This window comes from Actinophytocola glycyrrhizae (genome assembly GCF_042653545.1).
In the GTDB taxonomy this organism is placed as follows: domain Bacteria; phylum Actinomycetota; class Actinomycetes; order Mycobacteriales; family Pseudonocardiaceae; genus Actinophytocola; species Actinophytocola glycyrrhizae.
In genome coordinates this window covers 314,126-339,060 of the sequence record NZ_JBHSIS010000007.1, presented here as the reverse complement: position 1 = coordinate 339,060, position 24,935 = coordinate 314,126, and the positions used below count along the sequence as shown (strand labels likewise).

The 24,935-nt window shown below is 72.2% G+C and carries 21 protein-coding genes; 11 read left to right on the top strand and 10 right to left on the bottom strand.

Annotated elements, in window-relative coordinates; genetic code table 11:
- Positions 1-23 precede the first annotated feature (23 nt).
- Positions 24-488 carry a carboxymuconolactone decarboxylase family protein gene (locus tag ACFPCV_RS17450; RefSeq protein WP_378057246.1) on the bottom strand — a complete coding sequence of 155 codons (465 nt, stop codon included), beginning with the start codon at positions 486-488 and terminating at the stop codon, positions 24-26.
- Between the two features lie 46 nt (positions 489-534).
- On the opposite strand from ACFPCV_RS17450, the gene ACFPCV_RS17445 reads away from it, so the two are divergent.
- From ACFPCV_RS17445 to ACFPCV_RS17435, 3 genes are all read left to right on the top strand, one after another.
- On the top strand, positions 535-1,905 hold the full coding sequence (locus ACFPCV_RS17445) for an aminotransferase-like domain-containing protein (RefSeq protein WP_378057245.1): 1,371 nt from the start codon (positions 535-537) through the stop codon (positions 1,903-1,905).
- A gap of 92 nt (positions 1,906-1,997) precedes the next feature.
- A complete protein-coding gene (locus ACFPCV_RS17440) occupies positions 1,998-3,218 on the top strand; it encodes an erythromycin esterase family protein (protein ID WP_378057244.1) in 1,221 nt (406 codons plus the stop codon).
- A complete protein-coding gene (locus ACFPCV_RS17435) occupies positions 3,215-3,847 on the top strand; it encodes a dienelactone hydrolase family protein (RefSeq protein WP_378057243.1) in 633 nt (210 codons plus the stop codon). The genes ACFPCV_RS17440 and ACFPCV_RS17435 overlap by 4 nt, the downstream gene beginning before the upstream one ends.
- A gap of 61 nt (positions 3,848-3,908) precedes the next feature.
- Here ACFPCV_RS17435 and ACFPCV_RS17430 read toward each other — a convergent pair whose 3' ends face one another.
- Entirely contained in the window at positions 3,909-4,442 is a 534-nt protein-coding gene (locus ACFPCV_RS17430; protein WP_378057242.1) for a GNAT family N-acetyltransferase, read from the bottom strand.
- A complete protein-coding gene (htpG, locus tag ACFPCV_RS17425) occupies positions 4,439-6,271 on the bottom strand; it encodes a molecular chaperone HtpG (RefSeq protein WP_378057241.1) in 1,833 nt (610 codons plus the stop codon). Before htpG ends, ACFPCV_RS17430 begins: the two co-directional genes overlap by 4 nt.
- Positions 6,272-6,585: 314 nt before the next feature.
- On the opposite strand from htpG, the gene ACFPCV_RS17420 reads away from it, so the two are divergent.
- Positions 6,586-8,088 (top strand): alpha/beta hydrolase, encoded by a 1,503-nt coding sequence (locus ACFPCV_RS17420; protein ID WP_378057240.1) that lies wholly within the window; start codon positions 6,586-6,588, stop codon positions 8,086-8,088.
- 46 nt (positions 8,089-8,134) lie between these two features.
- On the opposite strand, the gene ACFPCV_RS17415 is transcribed toward ACFPCV_RS17420, so the two are convergent.
- The 4 genes from ACFPCV_RS17415 to ACFPCV_RS17400 all read right to left on the bottom strand — a co-directional run bounded on the left by ACFPCV_RS17415 (position 8,135) and on the right by ACFPCV_RS17400 (position 13,514).
- Positions 8,135-10,738 carry an NPCBM/NEW2 domain-containing protein gene (locus ACFPCV_RS17415; protein ID WP_378057238.1) on the bottom strand — a complete coding sequence of 868 codons (2,604 nt, stop codon included), beginning with the start codon at positions 10,736-10,738 and terminating at the stop codon, positions 8,135-8,137.
- Positions 10,739-11,000: 262 nt separating this feature from the next.
- A complete protein-coding gene (locus ACFPCV_RS17410) occupies positions 11,001-11,768 on the bottom strand; it encodes a class I SAM-dependent methyltransferase (RefSeq protein WP_378057237.1) in 768 nt (255 codons plus the stop codon).
- A 119-nt stretch (positions 11,769-11,887) separates the two neighbouring features.
- A complete protein-coding gene (locus ACFPCV_RS17405) occupies positions 11,888-12,664 on the bottom strand; it encodes a putative protein N(5)-glutamine methyltransferase (RefSeq protein WP_378057236.1) in 777 nt (258 codons plus the stop codon).
- A 118-nt stretch (positions 12,665-12,782) separates the two neighbouring features.
- Positions 12,783-13,514, bottom strand: coding sequence for an enoyl-CoA hydratase/isomerase family protein (locus ACFPCV_RS17400; protein ID WP_378057235.1), 732 nt, complete (start codon positions 13,512-13,514; stop codon positions 12,783-12,785).
- 137 nt (positions 13,515-13,651) lie between these two features.
- On the opposite strand from ACFPCV_RS17400, the gene ACFPCV_RS17395 reads away from it, so the two are divergent.
- From ACFPCV_RS17395 to ACFPCV_RS17365, 7 genes are all read left to right on the top strand, one after another.
- Positions 13,652-15,127, top strand: coding sequence for a sigma-70 family RNA polymerase sigma factor (locus ACFPCV_RS17395; protein ID WP_378057234.1), 1,476 nt, complete (start codon positions 13,652-13,654; stop codon positions 15,125-15,127).
- Between the two features lie 81 nt (positions 15,128-15,208).
- Positions 15,209-15,736 (top strand): hypothetical protein, encoded by a 528-nt coding sequence (locus ACFPCV_RS17390; protein WP_378057233.1) that lies wholly within the window; start codon positions 15,209-15,211, stop codon positions 15,734-15,736.
- Complete coding sequence (locus tag ACFPCV_RS17385; protein WP_378057231.1) at positions 15,733-16,311, top strand: sortase domain-containing protein; 579 nt, start codon at positions 15,733-15,735, stop codon at positions 16,309-16,311. The genes ACFPCV_RS17390 and ACFPCV_RS17385 overlap by 4 nt, the downstream gene beginning before the upstream one ends.
- A gap of 16 nt (positions 16,312-16,327) precedes the next feature.
- Positions 16,328-16,960 carry a response regulator transcription factor gene (locus ACFPCV_RS17380; protein WP_378057230.1) on the top strand — a complete coding sequence of 211 codons (633 nt, stop codon included), beginning with the start codon at positions 16,328-16,330 and terminating at the stop codon, positions 16,958-16,960.
- A 371-nt stretch (positions 16,961-17,331) separates the two neighbouring features.
- Positions 17,332-17,871 (top strand): ATP-binding protein, encoded by a 540-nt coding sequence (locus tag ACFPCV_RS17375; protein ID WP_378057229.1) that lies wholly within the window; start codon positions 17,332-17,334, stop codon positions 17,869-17,871.
- A gap of 264 nt (positions 17,872-18,135) precedes the next feature.
- The gene (locus tag ACFPCV_RS17370) at positions 18,136-19,176 is read left to right on the top strand and encodes a zinc-binding dehydrogenase (RefSeq protein WP_378057460.1); all 1,041 of its coding nucleotides are present in this window, start codon (positions 18,136-18,138) and stop codon (positions 19,174-19,176) included.
- The gene (locus ACFPCV_RS17365) at positions 19,173-20,357 is read left to right on the top strand and encodes an acyl-CoA dehydrogenase family protein (RefSeq protein ID WP_378057228.1); all 1,185 of its coding nucleotides are present in this window, start codon (positions 19,173-19,175) and stop codon (positions 20,355-20,357) included. Before ACFPCV_RS17370 ends, ACFPCV_RS17365 begins: the two co-directional genes overlap by 4 nt.
- Here ACFPCV_RS17365 and ACFPCV_RS17360 read toward each other — a convergent pair.
- Genes ACFPCV_RS17360 through ACFPCV_RS17350 form a run of 3 tightly spaced genes read right to left on the bottom strand, consistent with a single transcriptional unit; the run spans position 20,329 to position 24,935 of the window.
- Entirely contained in the window at positions 20,329-22,728 is a 2,400-nt protein-coding gene (locus ACFPCV_RS17360) for a LuxR C-terminal-related transcriptional regulator (RefSeq protein WP_378057227.1), read from the bottom strand. The two genes, ACFPCV_RS17365 and ACFPCV_RS17360, sit on opposite strands and share 29 nt — an antisense overlap.
- A complete protein-coding gene (locus ACFPCV_RS17355; RefSeq protein ID WP_378057226.1) occupies positions 22,725-24,290 on the bottom strand; it encodes a class I adenylate-forming enzyme family protein in 1,566 nt (521 codons plus the stop codon). Before ACFPCV_RS17355 ends, ACFPCV_RS17360 begins: the two co-directional genes overlap by 4 nt.
- 48 nt (positions 24,291-24,338) lie before the next feature.
- Entirely contained in the window at positions 24,339-24,935 is a 597-nt protein-coding gene (locus ACFPCV_RS17350; RefSeq protein ID WP_378057225.1) for a QsdR family transcriptional regulator, read from the bottom strand.

Sequence of the window (24,935 nt, the reverse complement as noted above, 5' to 3'; positions counted from 1 at the left end):
GCCGCAGGTCGAGCGGCGACCGGTCACGCCGTCCTCGTGGGCAGCTTCGGGTGGCCGGGCAGGACGACCCGGTTGTAGCCGTTGATCACCATCACCATCCACACGACCGCCTGGTACTGCGCCTCGGTGAACACGGACGTGGCGTACTCGTAGACGTCGTCGGGCACGTCGTTGGTGTCCGGCAGCCGGGTGAGCACCTCGGTCAGCGCCAGCGCCGCCCGCTCCTGCTCGGTGTACAGGTCGGTCTCGCGCCACGCGGCCAGCACGTGCAGCCGCCTCGGGTCCTCGCCGTCGGCGAGGGTGTCGGCCGTGTGCATGTCGAGGCAGTACGCGCAGCCGTTGAGCTGCGAGGCCCTGATCTTGACGAGCTCGAGAAGCTTGGTGTCCACGCCGGCGTCGGCCGCCGCCTTCGCGACCTCCCCCGCCAGGGTGTTGAGCGCGCCGAACGCGCCGGACATGCCGTCGATGATGGAGATCCGCTTGGTCATGTGATCAACGTTAGCGGCCACCTGTCCACGCGTAGAGTCCAGTTCCATGGCGGATTCGTGGACCAGTTCGTCGGTCGACGCACACCTCGACTGGACCCCCGGCAGCGGGCGCACGCAGCTCGCGAACGCGATCCGGGACGCGATCCGGGACGGCCGGTGGCGACCGGGGTCGGTGGTGCCCTCCACCCGCGCGCTCGCCGCCGACCTCGGCGTCGCCCGCGGCACCGTGACCCGCGTCTACGCCGACCTCGCCGCGGAGGGCTACCTGCGGACCAGCCAGGGCGCGCCGACCAGGGTCGCGACGGCGGGCGCCGCGCCGCTGGCCTCCCCCGACCGCGCCTACACACCGAGGCAGACCAGGCGCTGGACGCTGATGGCGGGCAGGCCGGACGTGTCGCTGTTCCCGCGCGACCAGTGGCTCGCGTCGACGCGGCGGGTGCTGGCCAACGCGCCCCACGAGATCTTCGGCTACGGCGAGCACCGCGGGTCGCTCGTGTTGCGTGCGACGCTCGCCGCGTACCTCGGCCGCAGCCGGGGCGTGCTCGCCGACCCGGCCCGCATCGTGGTCGTCGCCGGGTTCACGCACGCCATGACCGTGCTCGGCCGCGCGTTCGCCGACCTCGGCATGACCGAGACCGCGTTCGAGGACCCGTCGATCGACCGGTTCCGGACCTTCGCGGCGGCCGCCGGGCAGCGGATCGCCGGCGTGCCGGTCGACGACCAGGGGCTGGTGGTCGAGAAGCTGTCGAGCCCCGCCGTCGTCGTCACCCCGGCCCACCAGGCGCCGCTGGGTGTCACGATGGCACCCGGCCGCCGCACGGCACTGGTCCGCTCCGGCGCGATCGTCGTCGAGGACGACTACGACGGCGAGTTCCGCTTCGACCGCCAGCAGGTCGGTGCGCTGCAGGCTCTCGCGCCGGAACGCGTGGTGTACGCGGGCACCGCGAGCAAGACCCTCGCGCCGTCGCTGCGCATCGGGTGGCTGGTGCTGCCGAGGTTCCTGGTGGACCCGGTGATCGCGGCGGTGGAGGACACCGGCGTGGTGCCGCCCATGCTCAACCAGCTCGCGCTGGCCGACCTGATCAGCTCCGGCGCGTTCGACCGGCACGTCCGCAGGGGCCGGCTCGAGTACCGGTCGCGGCGGGACCGGCTCGTCGCCGCGCTGCCCGCGCACCTGAAACCACGCGGGATCTCGGCGGGCCTGCAGCTGTTCGTGCCGCTGTCCGCGACGGCGGAGGCGGCGGTGCCCGCCTCGGCCGCACGGCACTCACTGGTCATCGAACCGGTCAGCCCGCACGCGATCCGCGCCGAGGACCCGTTGACCGGCTTGATGATCGGCTACGCGGCCCCGTCGAAACCGTCGTTCGGCGGTGCGCTTGCCGCGTTGCTCGCGCTGCTGCGGGACGTCGCACCGTGACCGGCGGCGCAGCGCGGTAGTCGGCGAACCGCGCCCTCGCGCCACCCGGCACGATCGGTTTAGGCGTGGCCGCCCAGGGTAGGCCGACGGGGATGGGACGCTACGGGGACGAGATCGCCGGGTTGGCGGCACCGCTGACCGACCCCGGCGACCTCGACGTGCTGCTGGAGCGGATCGGCGACGCCCGTGTCGTGCTGATCGGCGAGGCCAGCCACGGCACCCACGAGTACTACGGCTGGCGGGCGGCGCTGACGCGGCGGCTGATCACCGAACGCGGCTTCGCGTTCGTGGCCGTCGAGGGCGACTGGCCGGACTGCGAACGCGTGGACCGGTCGGTCCGCGCCGAACCGGACGCACCGGCCGACCCGAGGGAGGCGCTCGCGGAGTTCGACCGCTGGCCGACGTGGATGTGGGCCAACGAGGAGGTCACCGACTTCTGCCGGTGGCTGCGCGAGCACAACCGTATTCGGGAACGGCCGGTCTCCTTCCACGGGCTCGACGTGTACTCGCTGTGGGAGTCGCTGCGCGCGATCCTCACGTGGCTGCACGAGCACTCGCCGGAGGACGTGCCGGCCGCGCTGGCCGCGTACCGCTGCTTCGAACCGTACGGCGAGAGCGGCCGGGAGTACGCGACCCGGTTCACGCCCGCGAGCTGCGAGAACGAGGTGGTCGACCTGCTCGTGCGGTTGCGCGGCCGCGGCGCGCTGACCGCGTGGCAGAACGCCGAGGTGGTCGCGGGCGCCGAACGCTACTACCGGACGATGCTCGGCGGTGGCAGGCGGTCGTGGAACACCAGGGACCACCACATGGCCGACACACTGGACCGCCTGCTGGCCCACCACGGCGGGAAGGGTGTGGTGTGGGCGCACAACACGCACGTCGGCGACGCGCGGGCCACCAGCATGGCGGCCGCTGGTGAGGTGAACATCGGTCAGCTGGCCAGGGAACGGCACGGCGCGAACCGGGTGGTGCTGGTCGGTTTCGGCGGCCACCGCGGCACGGTCATCGCGGGCGACGCGTGGGGTGCCCCGATGTCGGCGATGCCGGTGCCACCCGCACGGGACGGGTCGCTGGAAGCGGTGCTGCACCACGACGCGCCACCCGCCGCCCTGTTCGTGTGGCCCGGGGCCCGCCCGCCACTGCTGACCGACGAACTGGCCCACCGCGCGATCGGGGTCGTGTACCACCCGGAACGCGAGCGGTGGGGCAACTACGTACCGACCGTCCTTGGCGACCGCTACGACGCGTTCCTGTGGTTCGACGAGACGAGCGCACTGCGACCACTCGCACTACTTGGGAGGACAGCGTCATGACTCAGCTGGTGATGGACACCGCGGGTGCCCACCTGGACGCCGACGTGGTGGTACCGGACGGGGCGTACGGGGTGGTGCTGTTCGCGCACGGCAGCGGCAGCTCACGGCACAGCCCCCGCAACCGCGCGGTGGCGGCGGAACTGAACCGCCGCGGCCTGGCCACGGTGCTGATGGACCTGCTGACCGCGGAGGAGGACCACGAGGACGGCGGCCCGAGGTTCGACATCGGCCTGCTGGCCGAACGCCTGGTCGGCACGATCGACCGGCTGACCACCGAACCATCGACAGCCGGCCTGTCACTGGGCCTGTTCGGCGCGAGCACGGGCGGCGCGGCCGCACTGGTGGCGGCGGCGACCAGACCGGAGGCCGTCCGCGCGGTCGTCTCACGGGGCGGCCGACCGGACCTGGCCGGTGCCGCACTTGCCCAGGTCCAGGCACCGACGCTGCTCATCGTGGGTGAGCGCGACCCGATGGTGGCCGACCTCAACGAACGCGCACGCAACGTGCTGACCGCACCCTCGGAGCTGCGAATCGTGCCGGGCGCGTCCCACCTGTTCGACGAACCGGGCACGCTGGAGGAGGTCGCCGTACAGGCAGCGGACTGGTTCACCGGAGCACTACGCCCCTGACCGCCCCCCTTTAGCGTCCCGAACGCGTCTTTCGGGGCGTGAGGTTGGGCTCGCAGGTCCTTCAGTGCCTCGACTGGCGAAGCCATTCCGGCCGGGTGAGGGCGTACACGACGTCGCCGTTCTCCGCGCCGGGCAGTGGGTCCGGCCAGTCGGCGCGGAACGTGCGCACGTGCCGCAGACCGGCCTTCTCCAGCACCCGCCGGGACCCGGTGTGCACGGCCATCGTCGTCGCGACCACCCGGGGAAGCCCGAGTTCGGCGAACGCCCGCCGCACCAGCAGCCGGGCACCCCGCGTGGCCAGGCCACGGCCCCAGCACGACGGCAGCAGCCGGTACCCCAGCTCGACGTCGGCCGGGTCGAGGCCAACGCTCGTCGCGGGCTTGAGCGAGAACCAGCCGACGAAGTCCGGGGCCGCCGCGGCGAACTGGCCCATCCCGGCGGGCAGCGAGTCGTACTCACGCAGAACCGCGGGCAGCGTCGAGGACTCGACGACCGCCCGCGGTTCCGGGGCACCGATGTGCCGCATCACCTCGGCGTCGCCGTGCAGGCTGGCCAGCGCAGCGGCGTCCGCCGAGGTGAAACGGCGCAGTATCACAGGGTTTTCGACAGCCTCGTCGCCATCAGCTTCGTGAAGCGGGACGGGTCGGCGAGGTCGCCGCCCTCCGCGAGCAGCGCCATGCCGTAGAGCAGCTCGGCGACCTCCGCGAGGTCCGGCTTGTCCTCGCCCGGCTCCCTGGCCTGCGCGTCCCGCAGCGCGAGCACGAACTCGTGCTTCGGGTTCAGCTCCAGGATGCGCTTGATCTGCGGCATCGGCTGCCCCATCGAGCGGTACATCTTCTCGAGCGTCGGCGTCAGGTCGTAGGTGTCACCGACGATGCACGCCGGTGACGTGGTGAGCCGCGACGAGAGCCGCACCTCCTTCACCTGCTCGTCCAGAGTGGACTTCAGCCAGGTCAGCAGGCCCTCGAACTCCTTCTCCTGCTCGGGGTCCTTCTCGTCCTCGAGGTCCACCTGGCCCTTCGCGATGGACTGGAACTTCCTGCCGTCGAACTCGGGCACCGCGTCGACCCACATCTCGTCGATGGGGTCGGTGAGGACCAGTACCTCGTAACCCTTGGCCTGGAAGGCCTCCAGGTGCGGCGAGTTCTCGACCGCGGTGCGCGAATCGCCGGTCAGGTAGTAGATGTGCTCCTGGCCGTCCTTCATCCGCTCGACGTACTCCGCGAGCTTCGTCTGCCCCTCCGCGGAGTGGGTGGAGTCGAACGAGCAGATCTCCAGGATCGCCTCGCGGTTCTCCGTGTCGTCCAGCAGGCCTTCCTTGACCGCCTTGCCGAACTCGCCCCAGAACGTCTCGTACTTCTCGGCGGGCAGCGCCTTGACCGTCTGCAGCACCTTCTTCACCAGCCGCCGCCGGATGCGTTCGATCTGCCGGTCCTGCTGGAGGATCTCCCGCGACACGTTCAGCGACAGGTCCTGCGCGTCGACGACACCCTTGACGAACCGCAGGTACTCGGGCATCAGCGCTTCGCAGTCGTCCATGATGAACACGCGCTTGACGTACAGCTGCACGCCGCGCTTGCGCTCCCGCATGAACAGGTCGAACGGCGCCTTGGCCGGCAGGAACAGCAGGGCCTGGTACTCGAACGTGCCCTCGGCCTGCAGCCGGAACGTCTCGAGCGGCGCCTGCCAGTCGTGGCTGATGTGCTTGTAGAACTCGGTGTGCTCCTCCTCGGTGGCGTCGGAGCGCGCCCAGAGGGCCTTCATCGAGTTCAGCGTGTCCTCGCCGAGGCGGACCGGCCAGGTGATGAAGTCCGAGTACCGCTTGACGATCTCGGTGAGCTTGGCCTTGTCCGTGTAGTCGTACAGGCGGTCCTCGGTGTCCTCCGGCTTGAGGTGCAGCGTGACCGCGGTGCCCTGCGGCGCGTCCTCGGCGGGCTCGATCGTGTAGGTGCCCTCGCCGCTGGACTCCCAGCGCACGCCTTCCGTGGCCCCGGCCTTGCGCGTCACCAGCGTGACCTTGTCGGCGACCATGAAGCTGGAGTAGAAGCCGACGCCGAACTGGCCGATCAGCTCGTCGTTCTGCTGGTTCTCCTTCAGCTTGGCGAGGAACTCGGCGGTACCGGACTTGGCGATGGTGCCGATGAGGCTGATCACCTCGTCGCGGCTCATGCCGATCCCGTTGTCGCGCACGGTGAGCGTGCGGGCGACCGGGTCGGTTTCCAGCTCGACGTGGAGGTCGGACGTGTCGACGTCCAGCTCCTTGTCCCGGAACGCCTCCAGGCGGAGCTTGTCGAGCGCGTCGGACGCGTTCGAGATCAGCTCACGCAGGAAGGTGTCCTTGTTCGAGTACACCGAGTGGATCATCAACTGCAACAGCTGGCGTGCCTCGGACTGGAACTCGAGCGTCTCGACCTGCGCGGTCACGGGCATCCCCCTTTCAACACGAATTCGACCGCATGATTTTACGGCGTCCGGTTCCCGGGCGGTGTTCACCCGGTGTTCAGTCCGTCCCAGGTGCCGGCCGATGCGTGCGAAGCGGCACTTTCCGCTGGTCAAGCGGGGGTCTGGGGTCGCTTTCCGGATGGTTCGGCGCGGACCGGAGCAGCATGGGGCCGCCGGGCACGGTCAGGACCGGCACGGCGGCCGCCGACCACGGCGGCGCGGGACTTCTGCGCGTGTGGCCGACTGCGGGCATCATGGGCAGCACGTCATGCTGATCATGAAATCGGGGGATCCACATGCGTAGGCGAGGTTCGATCGCGTTGCTCGCGTGCTCGCTGGCCGCGACGGGTGTCGCGCTCGTGCCGGGAACGGCGGCAGCGGCACCGGCCATCGACTGGCAACCGTGCCCGGACGTCGAGGAGGTCGACTGCGCGACCATCGAGGTGCCGCTCGACTGGGCGCGGCCGGACGGCGAGAAGATCCGCATAGGACTCGCCAGGCGCCCGGCGCAGGACCCGTCGGCCCGCATCGGGTCGATCCTGATGGACCCGGGCGGGCCGGGTGGCTCCGGCGTCGAGGTCGTCAAGCGGACCGACGTGTTCACCGAGGCGGTCAACGCGCGGTTCGACCAGGTCGGGTTCGACCCGCGCGGCATCGGCACCTCGGCACAGCTGCGGTGCGACGCGGAACTCGCACGGCGGTCCGACGAGGCGAAGCACCCGACGAACCAGGCCGAGTTCGACCAGCTGGCGCGGATCAACCGGGCGCTGCACGACAGCTGCCGCGCCAACTCCGGCGGGCTCGCCGACCACGTCGACAACCTCGCGACCGCGCGGGACATGGACGCGATCCGCGCCGCGCTCGGCGAGGAGAAGCTGACCTACGTCGGCTACTCGTACGGCACGCTGATGGGCCAGCAGTACGCGGAGCTGTTCCCGCACCGGATCCGCGCGCTGGTCATGGACGGCAACATGGACCACAGCCTGCGGACGGCGTGGGAGTTCGTGCGCAGCGAGACCGCGCCGGTCGAGCAGGGTTTCGTGGAGTTCGCGGACTGGTGCGACACCACCCCGTCGTGCGCGCTGCACGGCGCGGACACCAGGGCCGTGTACGCCGACCTGAAGCGACGCGCCAGGGCGGGCACGCTCACCGACGAGAACGGGAAGCCGATCGACTTCCACGACCTGGCGTCCTCGACGTTCGGCGTGATGCAGCCCGGGGCATGGGGTGACATCGCGACGTACTTCGCCGACCTGCGCGACGGCGCCGCGACGCGCACCGTCGCGGCGCTCAGCGAGGACATCCGGAACGTCCCGTACCCGTCGATCTGGTGCAGCGACTGGCGCTACCGGGTCAGCAACCACGCCGACTACCAGTCGTTGCGCGACAAGCTGGGTCAGGAGTTCCCGAACGTCGAGTGGTCCCCGTACGTCGACCACGTCATGACGTGCGTCGGCAGCGGCACCGAGACCACGAACCCGCAGCGCCGCCTCGACATCGACGACGCGCCACCGCTGGTGATGATCGGCAACGTCCACGACCCGGCGACCGTGTACGAGTGGAACCTGACCGCCGCGCACCAGAGCGGCGCGCGCCTGATCACGTACGAGGGCTGGGGCCACACCGCGTACGGCAACGGCGGCCCGAGCGACTGCGTCAACCGGGCGGTCGACGACTACCTGATCGACCTGAGGCCGCCGAGGTGGGGCCTGCGCTGCCTGGCCACCGAGGTGCCGGGTTCCGGGGCGACGTCGACCAGGCTGACCAGGCCACAGGTGGTGGGCCCGTACCAGGGCTGAGCGTGGCACGGGGCCCGGACGTTGCCGTCCGGGCCCCGTTCTCCTGTCACCCCTGGCAGGTCAGCCGGGCCTCTGCCCAGTCGGCGTGGTCGAAGTTCTTGCCGTCGCCGCCGTCGGTCACCTCGAGCGTCAGCATCCGGGCGCCGGTCACGTCGGCGGTCACCGATGTCGCAGGGCCGGGCCGGAGGACGCCGCTGTCGTGGGCGACCGTGTCGTCGGCCAGCACCCGGAAGGTGACCGAACCCGGCTGGGTGGTCTCGTCGTCGAGACCGACCTCGGCCGTGAACGTGGTGCAGCGGCCACCGAGGTAGACCTGCACCGAAGCGGGGGCGTGGGTGCCGAGTCCCTTCTCGTGGACCACACCGCCGATCGTGATCGGGTTGCCGTCACCGCCAGCCGACTCGCCCACCGAGCGGTCCCGTTCGACCGGGCCCCACCCGTTGGTCTCGCTGACGAACGTCAGGTCGCTGACGTACGGGTTGCCGGTGAGCGGCGGTGGCGGCACGAACACCCGCACGGCGCCCGCCACGTGCACCCGTGCCGACCACATCCCGTCCGGTGCGCGGAACTCCGCGTACACCGGCACGTCGACATATCCCCTGGCCTGTCCCACGTGGACGGTCCAGCGGCCGGTCACGGACTGGCCCGCCTTCAGCCGGTTCCTGGTGATCACCGGCCCGTCGACCGACCAGCCCTCCGGTGCGCCCGCGCGGAACCGGACGTCCCGCGCGACGCCGTCGTCCAGCGTGAAGGTCCCGGTCACCTCGACCGTCGAACCGGCCTCGGCGTCCACGGTGGCCGGGGTCACCGACACCGCGCCGGAGGGCACGTCCGGCAGCGGCTTCTCACACGACGACGCCCGGCACACGATCGCCGCGAACCCGCCGTTCTCGGGCACGTCGACCGACAGCGTGTCCGACGCCCGCATCCGCTGCCGCGACCACACGACGTCACCGCGTTCGGTCGCGGACCCGTCGCGCACCAACTCGACCGTCCAGCTGCCGCCGCCGAGGAAGCCGAGCGGCGCGGTCACCGTCCGCGCGGCCCCGACTGAGATCGCGCCGACGAACCACCGGTTGCCCGACCGCCGCGCGAGCACGGCACCCTCGCTCGGCTGCCCGGCCACGTACCGGGTCTCGTCCCAGCCGGCCGGCACCTGGTTCAGGAACCGCAGCGCCTCCGGGTGCCGCTCGTAGGCCTCCGGCTTGTCCGCGTAGTGCGTCCAGCCCGACTCGTACACGACCGGCAGCGCGATCTCGTGCGCCACCGTCGCCTCCCGGGTGCCGACGTCGAGCGAGACCGGCGTGTAGTCCATCGAGCCGACCACGTTGCGGGTGAAGGCCTGCACGGGGTTGTTCGCCGCGGGCGGGTAGTTCTCCGCGCCGCGGATGCCTTCCATGGTCATGATGTGGGGCCACGTCCTGGCGAGCCCGTGCGGGATGGTCGAGCCGTGGAAGTTGACCATGAGGCGCAGCTCGGCGGTCTTCGCGAGCACGTCGTCGTACCACTGGTAGCGCGCCTGCGAGTCCGACTCCATGAAGTCGATCTTCACGCCGCGCACGCCCCAGCTCTTCACCATCGGCAGGATCGTGTCCCGCTTCTCGGCGGTGTCGAGCCGGTTCCAGTGGAACCACAGGAGCACCTCGACGCCGCGGGCGCGGGCATAGCGGACGAGTTCGGGCACCCAGTCGGCGCTCCAGCCCTCGTCGACGAGCACCGCGGACCAGCCGTTGCCGGCCGCGAAGTCCACGAAGTCCTTCTGCCGCTCGAAGTCCGACGGGCTCTGGTGCTCCGACAGCCACGACCAGGCGACCTTGCCGGTGTGGATCCACGACGTGTCCCCGACCTTCGAGGGGGTCGCGAGGTCGTCGACCAGCGTCGACTCGGTGACGCCGCCGAGGTCGCCGATGATGGCGGTGCGCCACGGCGTCTGCCGCGCGGTGACCTTCTCGTCGGCGAGGACCACCCGGTAGGTCGACGAGCCGGCCGCGTGCCGCAGGCGCGCACCGGAGTAGCGTCCGTCCACATCGGACTCGGTGAGCAGCGCGTAGCTGTCGCCGACCTGGAACAGCGACGGGTTGCCGAAGTCGCCCGCGGCGGCACCGCCCGCGGTCGTCGTGATCCGGTTGGCCTCGTACCAGGCGTTGTAGGGCAGCAGCCACGCCGGCGCGTCGGCGGGCAGCGTGAACGCCGACGCCTCGGACGTGATCTCGGCGGCGGCGGGCAGTTCGTAGCGGTAGGCGACGCCGTCGGGTGCGACCCGCAGCACGACGTCGATGCGGGCACCGCCGTCCCCGGCGAAGGACAGGCGCCGCTCGGTCATCGTGGTCGCGCGCTCGCGGCGCTTGCCGGTTGGCATGGTGTACCGCTCGGCGACCGTGCGACTGCGGTCGCCGACCAGGTGGAGGCCACGCGACAGGTCGGCGCCGGTGGTGTGCAGGCCGAGCGGCGCGGGCGCGAGCACCTGCGTGCCACCCCTGGTGACACTCAGGGTCGGAATGCCGTCCTGGTCGAGCGCGACCTGCGCGGTCAGCGCCCGGTCCGGACCGGTGACGGTCCAGCGGCCGGGCGGCGCGGCGGACGCGGGGACGGGTATCGAGGCGGCCAGCGCCACGACGAGCGCGGCGGCGGTGACAAGGCTGGACTTCATCGGCAGACCCCACGCTGTGTGTGAACGTGACCGCTTCTGTGCGGTTCCTGTTCAAGGGGTACCGGATGTGTCGGTTCCACACAAGACTTTCGCTGGGTTTCTGCGAAAGTATGTTCGGATTGTGCTCAAGTAGGCGCGGACGCGAACCGGCGCGTCGTCCGGCGACCCGCCGTTGGCGACGACGTACCCGGGCGGGCGGCGGCCCGGCGAGCCCACTGCGGTGACGGCCGCCTCGACGGCGTCGATCCGGAGGTGGAGCTGGTCAGGGGCGGGTGGCGGTGTGGAGGGTCGCGGCGAACTCCAGGGTGATGCCGCCGTTGCGGTGCATGTCCTCAGCGCCGCGGAAGAAGCGTTCCCGGAACGCGACGGCGTCCTGGCTCGGGAGCGTGTCGAGCACCTCCGGGACACCCTGCAGCGCCAGCCAGTCCCACAGCGCGGCCGGGTTCGCCACGTTCTTCGGCACCTTCACCAGTGCCCGCGCCGGAGCGGTGAAACCGGCGCCGGTCAGCAGCTCGTCAAGGCCGTCCGGGGACAGCGGGTCGTCGGAGGTGCCCGCGCCGAAGAACTCGCGGTTCAGGTCGTGGAGCCAGCCGAGGCGGCCGACCGTCTGCCGTTCGAGGGACAGCGCCACCACGCCCTCCGGTGCGAGGACGCGGTGGAACTCCGCCAGCGCCGCCTCGGGCTCGGTGAGCACCTGCACCAGGAAGCCCGCGGTCACCACGTCGAACGACCCGCCCGGGAAGGCGAGCGTGCCGGCGTCCTGCTGGCGCACCACCAGTTCCGGGTGGTCGGCGGCGAGCCGGGCCACCATGCCTGCCGACGCGTCGACCGCCGTCACCGCGCAGCCCGCGGCCAGTGCCGCCCTGGCCACGGCGCCCCGTCCGGCACCCACGTCCAGCACCCGCGCGCCCGGCGGCGGCGCCGCGTGCGACACCAGCTCCTGGCCCAGGTCGGCGACGTAGAAGTAGATCTCCTCGTAGCGGTCGGCGAGCGCGTCGTACTTGCGCCGCCCCTGTTCGGTACTGGTCAACGAAGAACCTCCACGGCACGTCAGCGTAGGAGCGGTCTTTCCACTGATGTACCGCCGAAACGGGCGATGCGTCACACGATCGGTGGGCGCGCGGACACGGTGCGCCATTTGCCGCCACGTCAGCGGTTCGGCGGACACCTCCCGATCACCACTGTCGCCGCGAGGTCCCCGTCCGTTGCCACCGTCGAGGTGAGGCCGGCCGCCGTGAGCAGCTCCCCGGCGGCCGGGACCTGGCGGGTGCTCATCTCGGACAGCAGGTGACCGCCCGGCGCGAGCCACTCCCCCGCGCCCGCGACCACCCTGCGGAGCACGTCGAGCCCGTCCGCGCCGCCGTCGAGGGCCACCAGCGGCTCGTACCCCCTGGCCTCCGGCGGCAGCAGCGCCACCTCGTCCGACGGCACGTACGGCACGTTCGCGACCAGCACGTCCACCCGGCCCCGCAGGCGCGTCGGCAACGCCGAGTACAGGTCGCCCTCGTACACCGCGCCGTGCACGTTGCGGCGGGCGCAGCGGACGGCGGCGGGATCGATGTCGGCGGCGGTCAGGTCCACGTCCGGCACGGCGACGGCGACGGCCGCGGCGACCGCACCGGAGCCGCAGCACAGGTCGACGACCACCGCGCCGCGCCGGGCGAGCCGGATCGCTTGGCGGGCAAGGAACTCCGTGCGGCGGCGGGGGACGAACACGGCCGGGTCGACGGCGACGCGCAGCCCGAGGAACGCGGCCCAGCCGAGCACGTGTTCCAGCGGCACCCCGGCGGCGCGCCTGGCGGCCATCGCGGCGAGTTCGGCCGGGTTGGTGGCCGCTTCGAGGAGCAGCCGCGCCTCGTCCTCGGCGAACACGCAACCGGCGGCACGCAGCCGTGCGACGAGGTCGATACTGAGATCAGAGGTCATGAGCGCCTTTCGCTGAGGGCGCTCCCGGGCTGTCCTAAAGCCTGTCAGGTGAGAGCACCCGGCCTGCCATGGCGTTGATGGGTCTCACCTCCCGAGGTCGAGCGGACGTCGTCGAACACTACCGCGCCGTGAGCCCCGCGAGGAATCCCCTGAGCCGTTCACGGGTGGATGGTGCGCTCCACAGCTCGGCGACGCCCGGATCGTCCTGTTCGCGCCGGGCCGCGATCCGGTTGTGCGCCGGGCCGTGCAACCGCCGCTTCGCGAGCGCGTACACCTCGGCGGGCGCGGCCGCGAGTGCCGCCGCGCGGGCGAGCGCGGTGGGCAGCAGGTCGTCGGTCAGCTCGTCCACCAGCCCGATCCGGTGCGCCTCCTCGCGCGGCAGCTTCGCCGCGGTCAGCACGAGCCGGTCGATGGCCGGGCCCGCAGCGTGCCGCATGACCTCGAGCGGAACGGTCGGGAACGGCACGCCCGCGGCCAGCTCGGTCAGCCCGATGGTGCCGCCGGACATCAGCCGCAGGTCGCACGCGGCGGCCAGCACACAGCCACCGGCGAGCGCGTGCCCGTTGACCGCGGCGACGACCGGGCGCGGGTGGTCGAACAGCGCCAGCACGGCGGTGCTCAGCGCGGGCAGGAAGGCCGCGACGTAGTCCGGGCCGCCCTCGACGATCCGTTTCAGGTCGACCCCGGCGGAGAAACAGCGGCCCGCACCCGTCAGCACCACCGCGGCCCGGTCCGCGACCTCCGCCAGCGCGCCGGGGAACGCGGCGAGCAGCTCCAGGTCGAGCGCGTTGACCGGGCCGCGGGACATGGTGAGTACGGCGACCTCGCCGTGTTCGGAAATCTCCAGCACGGGTTCAGCATGCCCTTTGGGGCGGACAACGGTGCGACGGATGGCGGTACGGCCGACATGGGCCGAAGTCGTAAGGTTTCCTCGCTTCGGGGGCTCCTTGTCGATGCACGTCGTATGCCCGTACCCGGAGGTCTTCCGTGAGTGAACGCACTGACACCGAGCTGGTGGCCGGCGTGCTCGCGGGCGACCGGGACGCGTTCGCCGCGGTCTACGACCGCTACGCCGACCGGTTGCACGATTTCTGCTGGTCCGTGCTCCGCGACCGTGACGAGGCCGCGGACGCCGTCCAGGACACCTTCGTCCTCGCCGTCGAACGCCTCGCACAGCTCAACGACCCGGAGCGGCTCCGCCCCTGGCTGTACGCCATCGCACGCAGCGTGGCGTTGCGCAGGGTCCGGGTCCGCGGCCGCGTCGTGCTCGACGAGGTGGAGGACATGGCGGACACCGACCCCGGGCCGCAGCGCGCGGCGGAACAGCAGGCACTGACCGACCTCGTGTGGTCGGCGGCGGCCGGGCTGTCCGAGCGCGACCGCGCCCTGCTCGACCTGCACCTGCGCCAGGGCCTGGACGGCGCCGAGCTCGGCGAGGCCGTCGGGGTCAGCGCGAACCACGCGTACGTGCTGCTCACCCGGCTCCGCGACCAGGTGGAACGGTCGCTTGGCGCGCTGCTCATCGCCCGCCTCGGCCGCAAGGACTGCACCGGGCTGGACGCCCTCCTGTCCGGCTGGGACGGCCGGTTCTCCCCGTTGCTGCGCAAACGCGTCGCCCGGCACGTCGACGCGTGCGAAGTCTGCTCGGAGCGGCGGCGGGTCGCGGTCAGCCCGCTGGCGCTGCTCGCCGGGGTGCCGCTGCTGCCCGCGCCGCTGTTCCTGAAGGACCGCGTGATGGCCGAGGCGCGGCTCGTGTCCGCCGACCGGACCGTGATCACGCCGATGGCGCCACCGCCACCACCGCCGAGGTCCCGTCGCGGCCGGGTGGTCGCCGCGGGTGTCGCGGCGCTGGCACTGCTGGCCGCCGGTTCGGCGGTGGTGTACTGGCGCAGCGGTGAGCCCCTCGAGAACGAGCCACTGGCGCTGGAGAACACGGTCCCGACCACGACCACCACCCGCGGCGTGACCACGACCACGGTCCCGGCGACCACCACCACGACGACGCCACCGACCACGACGACGACCACCGGCCGCGCCACCACGACGACAACGACCCGCACCACGACCACCACGACCAGGGCCACCACGACCACGACGACCGTGGCCCAGCCCCCGCCCCCGCCACCCGACACCCAGTCACCGGTGATCAGCAGCGCGGCGGCCGACCAGCCGTGGCTCACCACGCCGGCCTGCGAGCAGGGGCCGACCACCAGCACCGTCACCGTGAGCGCCGCCGACAACGTCGGCGTCACCTCCGTGCAGCTGACCTGGACCGGACCGGGACAGGGCCCCGGCGGGGGCCAGACCATGTCCGGGAGCGGCGGCACGTTCTCCGCCACGATCGGACCGTTCACCAGCGGCGGCGCCATCAACTGGTCGGTGACGGCGGCCGACGCCGCGGGGAACACCAGCGCCCCCGGGACCGGCACCATCACGGTCTCGGACTGCCCGATGATCGGCTAGAAAGTTCTCCGGAGAAAGTTGTAAGGCCCGCGGCCCTCCTCGGCTCATACCTGGCGACACACCGTCGACCAGGAGGTACCGATGAAGAAGGCCATGCTGACCACGACCATCCTGTTGGGCACGCTGCTCTCCGGCGCGGGCGTGGCGGCCGCGGCGCCACCGTCCGCGGGCCCGACGGACATCGTGGCGCCGACGGCGACCATCGAGCCGGAGCCGTGCGCGATCAAGCACGTCGCCTGCGACATCACGGTGCCGACGCTGGCGGAGCCGCCGACCGACATCGCGAACCCCACGGCGGACCCGGACCCGACCATCCCGACCGGCCCGACGGACATCGCGGACCCGACCGAGGACCCGGAACCGGCCGACCCGGCCGACCCGCAGAAGACCACCGAGCCGCCGGTCACCACGACGACGCCGGTGCCCCCGGTCGAGCAGCCGAAGGACGCACCGTCCGGGGTGCCGACCCCCAACCGCATCGACACCGGCGCGGGCCCGGCCGACCCGGTGGCCTGGTGGCTGATCGCGCTTCCCGCGCTCGCGCTGCTCGGGCTCGCGGCGACCGGCGCGTGGCTGGTGGTCCAGCGCAGCGAACGCCGCCCGTCATGAAGGTCGTGACGTGGGTGTCGGCCGCACTGGTCGCGGTCGTCGCCGTCGTCGCAGTCGTCATCGTCGGCACGCAACTGCGCGCGGTGTCGACGACGGCGACCACCCAGCCCACCACCACGCCGCCCCCCGCCGACCCCGGTGACCCGCTGCGGGTCACGATCCCGGCGATCGACGTCGACGCGGCACTGGTGCCGGTCGGACTCGAACCGGACGGCGCGATGCGGACACCGGAGTTCGGGCTCGCCGCCTGGTACTCGCCGGGCCCACGGCCCGGCGAGCCGGGGCCCGCCGTGGTGGTGGCGCACGTGGACTCGGCCGTGGGCGGGCCGGACGTGTTCTACCGGCTCAAGGAGCTGGCGGCGGGCGACGAGGTGGTCGTCCACTACCGCGCCGGCGCGGTGACGTTCGTCGTCACCGGCAAGGAGCAGACCGCGAAGACCGCGCTGCCGACCGAACGGATCTGGAACGGCGCGACCGCGCCCGTTCTCCGGCTCATCACCTGCGGCGGCGCGTTCGACCGTGCCGCGCGCAGCTACCTCGACAACGTCATCGTCTATGCCGACCAGCTCGGCTGATGTGGGGAGACAGCAAATGATGGCAACCACCCGCACCCAGGTCCTGGTCCGTGCGACCGACCCGATCCTGCAGAACGGGATCGCCGCGGCCCTGCGCACCCGGCAGGAGGTCTGGCTCGCCGATGACGACGCCGAGCCGTCGACGACCGTCGCGCTCGTCGCCGCCGACCGGTACGACGAGCGCGCGGCACAGCTGCTGCGGGTCCTGCAGGGCCGCGGTTTCACCAGGATCGTCCTGGTTTCCGGCGACATGGCCGAGGCGGAGATCCTGACCGCCGTCGAGGCGGGCGTGTGCGCGGTCGCGCGCCGCGCCGAGGCGTCGCCGGAGATGCTGGTGCGCCTGGTGAAGGCGGCGGAGGCCGGGGAGGGCGCGCTGCCGCCGGACCTGCTCGGGCGGCTGTTGAGCCGGGTGTCGCGGCTGCAGCGGCACGTGCTGGAGCCGCGCGGGCTGCAGCTCGCGGGCATCACGAACCGGGAGGGTGAGGTGCTGCGGCTGGTGGCGTCCGGGCTGTCGACGCAGGAGATCGCGGAGAAGCTGTGCTACTCGCAGCGGACGGTGAAGAGCATCATCCACGACGTCACGAACCGGTTCCAGCTGAAGAACCGGGCACACGCGGTGGCGTACGCGCTGAAGGAGGGCCTCATCTAGGCCCTGAAAGGCGCGTTCAGGGCGCTGGGCGCCCTGAACGGCCCATTGACGGCACCAGCGTGTCCTTTGGAACGGGACACCAACCACCCGCGGTCCGGGGGGTCACCGGATCGAGACCGACACTTTGGATTCCGGGGAGGCGGACTAGTACAGAGTGATCACTGTCAGTGTGACGAAATGGCGTGTATCGTCCCCCGCAACCCTTCTGCGCAGGTCAGAACGATGCGGGGGATGCCCACGTGTAATCGTTCGACACGCGGGTGTGAGCATGTTGCACGATGGCAGTAACCTGCTGCCAGCGTGGACATGCGCCACGCCGGGTTTCGGGCCATGATCACCGCGTCTCGCGAGGTTGGGATGTGAAGGAAGCCGTGCGCGATCAGACGGTGCAGGTCGACGACCTGAAACTTGTCGCGCTGCCGAGCGCCGTGAACTGCGCCGACCTCTTCGTGCGCTTCACGCTCACGGAGTGGCGCGTCGAGTCGATGGTCGCCGAGGTACGGCGCACCGCGGAGGCACTGGTCAGAATGGTCGTCGGCGACGCGAAGCCGACGTCGACACCGACCATGCTGCTCTTCAGGCTGCGGCTGTCGGGCAGCGCGCTGGCGGTCGAGATCGAGGACGACCGCACCAGTCCGTCCCTGCGTGTGCCCAGATCCCTCGACGGCCCGAACGCCGGCGTGCAGCTCCTTTCGACGGGCAAGCAACTGCTGTGGTGCGAGGTCCCGCTCCCGAAGGGCATGGACGCCACCGTCGTACCGCTCCCCCGCCGGGGCACCACCCGCGCCGCCGCGGCCGCCGCGCCCCCGCCCGCGCAGATCGCCTCAGCTGACGACCTGTCGCCCGACGTCATGGACCGCATCCTGAAGGGCCTGCGCCGCGACCACGGCGACCCGCCGATGCGGATCTGACGGAACTCGGAACCCGGGCCAAGGCGGCCACGTCCTGCGCTCGTCGAGTGCGGCGCGACGGAACCGCCCCGCGCAGCGGGCGCCCGCGAAGCGCGGGCTTGCCCACGCAACCCCGACGGTGGCGCAAGCCCACCCCGAAGGGGCTCCCCGCCGCCCCCGAGACCTGCCGAACCCACCACGCAGGCGCCCCGTCCCGACCGACGTGACCAGCACGTGATCACCACACCATCACGGAATCAATCCTCTAGTGTGGCCCTCGTGACGATGCTTGCCGGGCGGCTGAACCCGAGTGCCGGAACGTTCGAGATGAAGCAGGTGCCGGTGCCGGAGCCGGGCCCCGGCGAGGTGCGGATCCAGGTTCGCGCCGCCGGTGTGTGCCTTTCGGACGTGCACCTCATCGACGGCAGCCTGAGCCCCGCGCACCTCACCGCGCAGGAGGTGACGCTGGGACACGAGGTCGCGGGTGAGATCGACGTCGTCGGCCCGGACGTGCCGGAGCAGTGGCAGCCGGGGACGCGGGTGACGCTCGCCGCCGGTGAGCGGTGCGGCGTGTGTGCACAGTGCACACGGTTCCGCGAGCCGTGTCTCGCCGTGCGCACCCGGGGCGTCGACTACGACGGCGGCTGGGCCGAGTACGCGCTCGCGACCCACCACACGCTGGTCGCGATCCCCGACTCGCTTCCCTTCGAGCAGGCGGCGATCGTGCCGGACGCGGTGTCCACGCCGTGGGGTGCGGTGGCGGGCACCGGCCGCGCGGAGCCCGCACGGCCTGCCGGGGTGTGGGGGGTCGGCGGGCTCGGCGCGCACGCCGTGCAACTGCTGCGGCTGCTGGGCGCGGCACCGATCGTCGCGGTCGACCCGCTCGAGCAGGCGCGTGCCAGGGCGCTCGAGTTCGGTGCGGACGTCGCTTTCGACCCGGCCGACCCCGAGTTCGGCGACCGGGTGCTCGCCGCCACCGGCGGCGCCGGGCTCGACGTGGCCTACGACATGGCCGGGGTCGGCGCGGTCCGCTCGCAGGCGCTGCGATGCCTGGGGCGCAACGGGAGGCTGGTGCTCGTCGGGCTCACGCCGGAGCCGCTTTCGGTGAAGAACAGCATCGGGCTGAGCGTCCGGGGGCTGCGGGTGCTCGGCCACTACGGGTCCAAGCCCGGTGACGTGGAACGGCTCGTCGAGCTGACCAGGTACGGGCGGCTGGACCTGTCCAGGTCGATCAGCGGCACCATGCCGCTCGCCGAGGCACCGGCGGCCGTGCGGGCGCTCATCGACAAGACCGGCGACCCGATCCGGTTGATACTGGTGCCATGACCGGCTTCTCGACGCTCACCGGTGATCTCTTCGGGTTCGAGGAGCAGTTGTCGGACGCCGAACGCGCGATCGTCATGCGGGTTCGGGAGTTCCTGCGGACCGAGATCGCGCCCATCGCCACCGATTCCTGGTCCCGCGCCGAGTTCCCGTTCCAGGTCATCGACGGGTTCCGGGCCCTGGACACCGCGGGCCTGATGTACGACGGGATGGCCGCGCACCGTGGCAGCCGGCTGCTGACCGGGTTCATCGCGCTGGAGATCAGCCGCGTAGACCCGTCCATGAACACCTTCTACGGCGTCCACACCGGACTCGCGATGGGCAGCGTCAACCGCTGCGGCTCACCGGAGCAGCGGGAACGGTGGCTGCCCGCCATGGCACGCATGGAGAAGATCGGCGCGTTCGCGCTGACCGAGCCGCACGGCGGGTCCGACGTGGCCGGTGGCCTGGAGACCACGGCCCGCCGCGACGGCGAGGTCTGGGTGCTCAACGGCGCGAAGCGGTGGATCGGCAACGCCACGTTCGCCGACCTCGTCATCGTGTGGGCCCGCGACGAGGAGGACGACCAGGTCAAGGGTTTCGTCGTGGAGAAGGGCACGCCCGGGTTCACCGCGACGAAGATCGAGGGCAAGGTCGCGCTGCGGACCGTGCAGAACGCGGACATCGTCCTCACCGACTGCGTGGTGCCGGAGGCGAACCGGCTGGCACGGGCCGCCTCGTTCCGCGACACGAGCGACGTGCTGCGCCAGACCAGGGGCGGCGTCGCGTGGGGCTCGGTCGGCTGCATGATGGGCGCCTACGAGGCCGCTCTGCGGTACGCGGGCGAACGGGTGCAGTTCGGCAGGCCCATCGCGGGTTTCCAGCTGGTGCAGGACCACCTCGCGACGATGCTGGGCAACGTGACGGCCTCGCTCGCGATGGTCGTCGGCCTGGCCGGCCTGCAGGACCGCGGTATCAACAAGGACGAGCACGCCGCGCTCGCGAAGTCGGTGGTGTCGACCAGGATGCGCGAGACGGTGGCGCTCGCGCGGGAGGTGCTCGGCGGCAACGGGATCCTGCTCGAGAACGACGTCGCACGCTACATGGCCGACGCGGAGGCACTGTACTCCTACGAGGGCACCAGGGAGATCAACCAGCTGATCGTGGGGCGCGCGGTCACGGGCTTGAGCGCGTTCGTTCGCTGACCGCGACGCGGCGCGCCAGCTCGACCCGCGACCGCACCCCGAGCGTGGTGAAGATGTTGCGCAGGTGGTGGTCCACGGTCCGGTGGCTGATCACCAGCCGCCGCGCGATCTCCTTGTTGGTCTCCCCTGCGGCGACGAGCCGGGTGATCGCCGCCTGCTGCGGGGTGAGCCCGGCGAGCGACTGGTGTGGCGCCGCGACGGTCTCGCCGGTGGCCCGCAGCCCGGCGCGGGCCCGTTCGACGTAGCGGGTGGCGCCCGCGTTCTCGAAGCCCCGCAACGCGTCGCGGAACTGGTCGCGTGCGTCGCGGGTGCGCCGGTGGCGGCGCAGGAGGGTGGCGTAGGCGAGCTGGGTCCTGGCCAGCTCCATGCCGCTGCCCGCGCGCCGGTGGTGGTCGATGGCCTGGCGGAAGTGGTGTTCCGCCTCGTCGGTGTCCGATGTGGTCAGTGCGTGGCAGCGGTGGGACAGCGCCAGCCACGACGGGCTCCTGCCTGCGCGGGTCCAGCGGTCGAAGAGGTCGAGCGCCGCCCGCGCGCGGCCGGGCCGTTCGACCAGCACGGCCGCCTCGACGAGTTGGGGGGTGGCGAGCACCCGGATGGCCGCCTGGTCCCCGGCCACGCCGGCGGCGAGGTCCTCCAGCCTGCCGAGCGCGTCGTCCGGCCGGTCCTCGGCGAGGTCGAGACAGGCGTGTGCCCACGCGGCCACGGCGGCGGGCCTGCCCAGGCCGCGCTCGGCGATGCCGTCGGCCGCCTCGTCGAGCTCCGGCGCCCGGTCGCCGAGCAGCGCCGCGGCGAGGCCGAGGAGTGTGAGGTGCTCCATGCGCAGGTTGTGGGGCGCGTGCAGCCCGTCCCTGGAAGCGGCCCTGGCGCAGGAGATCCGGTCGAGCACGATGGCGGACAGCGACAGGTAGACCAGTGCCCACGGCAGCTCCGCGTGCCGTTTCCCGAGCCGGGCCCTGCCGACCGCGGCGGCCGCGCACTCGTGGGCCTGCTCGGCCCTCCCGCGTGCGAAGGCGGCTTCCGCAGCCCAGACGGCGCTCGCGACGTCGGGTGCGGCCATGCCGTGCCGCACGGCCTCGTCAAGCGGCTCCGCTGCGTCGTCGTGCCGCCCGGCGAACATCGCGGTGAACCCGCGGAAGTGGGCGGTGACCAGCCCGTCGTCGGTGGACAGGTCGCGCGCGAGCCTGCGGTAGCCGCGCAGGTCGCCACCCAGTCTTCGGGCCTCGCCCGCCTTCAGCAGGGCGTGTGCGGGGTCGGGGAGGAGTGCCGCCGCGGTGGTCAGCTCGTGCGTGGCGACGGCCGGGTCACCGTCGTGCAGCTCGATCTCCCCGTGCCGCAACGCGACCTCGCCCGCCCGGGCCTCCACCTGCGACAGCAGCAGCCGCGCCCACCCCGGCCGGCCGGCCTGCCACGCCGCGTCGACCGCGGCGAGCAACCGGGTGGCCCGCACCGCCGGGTCGGCGGTCAGCGCCGCCGCGCGTTCGAGCCGGCGCGCGGCCGTCGCGTGGTCGGCCGCGGGGGCGGCCGCCAGCTCGTCCGCGAGCGTCGCCGACTGCGCCGCGGTCGCCATCGCGCGGTGCCACGTCCGGTCCGGACCCTCCAGTGCGGACGCCAGGTACGCGTGCGCTGCCCTGCGGTCGGCGAGCGACGCGGCGGCGTACCACGTCGAGCGGGTCGCCTTGCTCATGTCGGCGGATGCCTCCGCCGCGTTGGCCAGCAACCGGATGCGGTCCGCCTCCGGCAGCTCCGCCAGCCGGGCCGCGTACCGGGACAGCCGCGACACGAGGACCGGCGACACCGGTTCCCGGCCGGCCACCTGCGCCGGGGTCAGCGACTCCGCCAGCGCCACCAGGTCGGCCGGGTTGCCACCGCCCAGCTCGACCAGTTGCGGCCGCACTCCGGCGGGCACCCCGTGGTCCCGCAGCACGGCGTCCGCCGCGTCGTCGGTCAGCGGTGTCAGCTCCACCGACTCGAACAGCTCCGACGCCGTCCTGGACGCCAGCACCACCCCCACCGGGTACCCGGAAAGCCGCCGCGCCGCGTAGGCGAGTGCCGCGAGGGACTCCTCGTCGAGCCACTGCGCGTCGTCCACCCAGCACAGCGTCGGCATCGACATTCCCGTCAGCAGGCGGTGGACCGCCACGCCGTCGGGCACCGGGGCGCCGAACATCCGTTGCAGCCCGGCGAAGGGCAACTCGCGTTCGGCCCGCAGCCCTTGGGCACCGAGGATCCGCCTGCCGGTGGTGGCACGCACGGCCGTCAGCAACGCGGACTTGCCGAGCCCTTCCGCGCCACGGACCAGCACCGCGCCGCCGACCACCGACCGCAGCCCGCCGAGCACGGCATCCCTGCCACGCAGCGGGTAGGCGGTCACGACAACCGGCCCCGCAGCTCGCGTTTGAGCACCTTTCCCGCCGCCGACACCGGGATCTGGTCGACGAACACGACCTCCCGCAGCCGCTTGTACGCGACCACCTGCTCGTTCACCGAGGACATCAGGGCTTCGGCGGTCACCGCGCCGGACGCGGGCACGACGAACGCCACCGGCAGCTCGCCGACCGACGCGTCCGGCTTGCCGACCACCGCGGCCGCGAGGACACCCGGCTGCGCGGCCAGGATCTCCTCCAGCTCCCGCGGATAGACGTTGTAGCCCTTGTACAGCAGCATGTCCTTCATCCGGTCGACAATGGACAGATAGCCGTCCTCGTCGAACACGCCGACGTCGCCGGTGTGCAGCCAGCCATCCACGATCACCTCGTCGGTCGCGTCCGGCCGGTTGTGGTACCCGGTCATCACCTGCGGGCCGCTGATGCACACCTCGCCGCGTTCGCCGGACGGGACCTCGGCGCCGGACGAGTCGAGGATCCGCACCCGTGTGTCGAAGATCGGCACGCCGACGGTGCCCACCTTCCGCACCCCCGACCGGTGCACCGGCCCGAGCACGGCGCCCATGGTGACCTCGGTGAGGCCGTAGCCCTCGGTCACCACGGCGTCGGGCGCCAGCGCACGCATCCGGTTGATCATCTCCAGCGGCATCGGGGCCGCGCCGGAGGAGATCGTGCGCACGGACGTCAGGTCGGTCGTCTCGATCGCCGGGTGGTTGAGCAGCGCGGCGAACAACGCGGGCGCACCGCCGATCGAGGTGATCCGCAGCTCTTCCGCGTCCGCCAGGTACGCGCCGGGGTCGAGCCGGTCGTGCAGCACGGTCGTGAAACCCAGCAGCAGCAAGGCGTTGAGCCCGGCGATGGTGCCCATCGCGTGGAACCACGGCGTCAGGTTGATCGCGACCGAGGTGCCCAGCCGCGTCGGGTACTCCTCCTCGGGGGCGACCTGGTCGAGCACGACCCCGCCGTCCGCGTCGAGCGCGGGCAGCGAACCGGACATCCAGCACGCGTACTGCAGCGTGTTCACCACGACGTTGCGGTGCGGCAGCCGCACGCCCTTCGACTCGCCGGTCGTGCCGCCGGTGTAGGCGAGGTGTGCGAGGCCGTCGTGGAGGTCGAGATCCACACTCGGCGGGGTCGACGGCTCCCCCGCGCACAACCCGGGCACGTCGGCGGCGGTCAGCACCACCCCGGCACCGGCGTCGGCGATCTGTTTGGCGGCGGCGGTCTCCGGCAGCAGCGGGTTCACCGGCACGAACACCCCGCCCGCGAGCAGGACGCCGTAGTAGGCGACGGGGTACTCCAGGCAGTTCGGCATCCGCAGCGCCACCCGGTCCCCCGGCCGCACGCCGCGGCCGATCAGCCCGTGCGCGGCCTGCGCCGCCCGCTCACCCAGTTCGCGGTAGGTCAGCGACTCACCGCCCCGGGAGAACGCGACCCGGTCGCCGTAGCGCGCCACCGCGCCCGCGAGGATCGCACCGGCGGGGACTTCGGGATATACGAGTGATCCCGGCAGTCCGGGTGGCCAACTCACGTCCGTCCGGACCGGCATCGGCGCCTCCTCGAAGTCGCCCTCGATGAAACACCACGCGCGAGTGTTTCACAAGGGGGCGGTCGGCACCCGGCCCTCCACCAGCGCCGCTAGCAGCGTCGACGCGGCCGTCAGGTCGGGTGCCCTCGATGCGAGCACATCGGAGTACAGGAACGCCTCGCCGAGCCGGACGATGGCGTAGCACAGGCTTTCCAGGCTCACCGCGGGAACGAACCCGCCGTCGTCGACGTCCCGGCGCAGCAGTTCGACGTGCGCGGCCATCACCCTCGGCTGCACCCGCCCGCGCGGGTCGGTGAGCACCCGGATCGCCACCGTCGGCTCGTCGTCGAGGAACCGCCGGAACCCCCGGTTGCCCGCGATGGCCGACCGGTACTCCCGCATCACGGCGAGGCACCGCAGCTCCCCTTCCGCGTTACGGACCGCGGCCCCCTCGGCGCGTTCCCACATGCGGACCGCGGTCGCCATGGTGCGGTCGGCGAGGTAGAAGAGCGCGTCGCCGAGCAGTTCCTCCCGGTTGCCGACGCGGCGGAACAACGTGCTGCGGGAGATGCCCAGCTCGTGGGCGAACGTACGGGTGTCCATGCGGATGCCGCGATCGATCCAGTGCGCCGCGGCACGGATGATCTCGTCGGCGGTGGGGCTCAC

Coding starts and splice junctions, on each gene's coding strand:
- ACFPCV_RS17450 (WP_378057246.1), bottom strand. CDS start 488: ATGACCAAGCGGATCTCCATCATCGACGGCATGTCCGGCGCGTTCGGC.
- ACFPCV_RS17445 (WP_378057245.1), top strand. CDS start 535: ATGGCGGATTCGTGGACCAGTTCGTCGGTCGACGCACACCTCGACTGG.
- ACFPCV_RS17440 (WP_378057244.1), top strand. CDS start 1,998: ATGGGACGCTACGGGGACGAGATCGCCGGGTTGGCGGCACCGCTGACC.
- ACFPCV_RS17435 (WP_378057243.1), top strand. CDS start 3,215: ATGACTCAGCTGGTGATGGACACCGCGGGTGCCCACCTGGACGCCGAC.
- ACFPCV_RS17420 (WP_378057240.1), top strand. CDS start 6,586: ATGCGTAGGCGAGGTTCGATCGCGTTGCTCGCGTGCTCGCTGGCCGCG.
- ACFPCV_RS17415 (WP_378057238.1), bottom strand. CDS start 10,738: ATGAAGTCCAGCCTTGTCACCGCCGCCGCGCTCGTCGTGGCGCTGGCC.
- ACFPCV_RS17405 (WP_378057236.1), bottom strand. CDS start 12,664: ATGACCTCTGATCTCAGTATCGACCTCGTCGCACGGCTGCGTGCCGCC.
- ACFPCV_RS17390 (WP_378057233.1), top strand. CDS start 15,209: ATGAAGAAGGCCATGCTGACCACGACCATCCTGTTGGGCACGCTGCTC.
- ACFPCV_RS17385 (WP_378057231.1), top strand. CDS start 15,733: ATGAAGGTCGTGACGTGGGTGTCGGCCGCACTGGTCGCGGTCGTCGCC.
- ACFPCV_RS17380 (WP_378057230.1), top strand. CDS start 16,328: ATGATGGCAACCACCCGCACCCAGGTCCTGGTCCGTGCGACCGACCCG.
- ACFPCV_RS17370 (WP_378057460.1), top strand. CDS start 18,136: ATGCTTGCCGGGCGGCTGAACCCGAGTGCCGGAACGTTCGAGATGAAG.
- ACFPCV_RS17365 (WP_378057228.1), top strand. CDS start 19,173: ATGACCGGCTTCTCGACGCTCACCGGTGATCTCTTCGGGTTCGAGGAG.
- ACFPCV_RS17355 (WP_378057226.1), bottom strand. CDS start 24,290: ATGCCGGTCCGGACGGACGTGAGTTGGCCACCCGGACTGCCGGGATCA.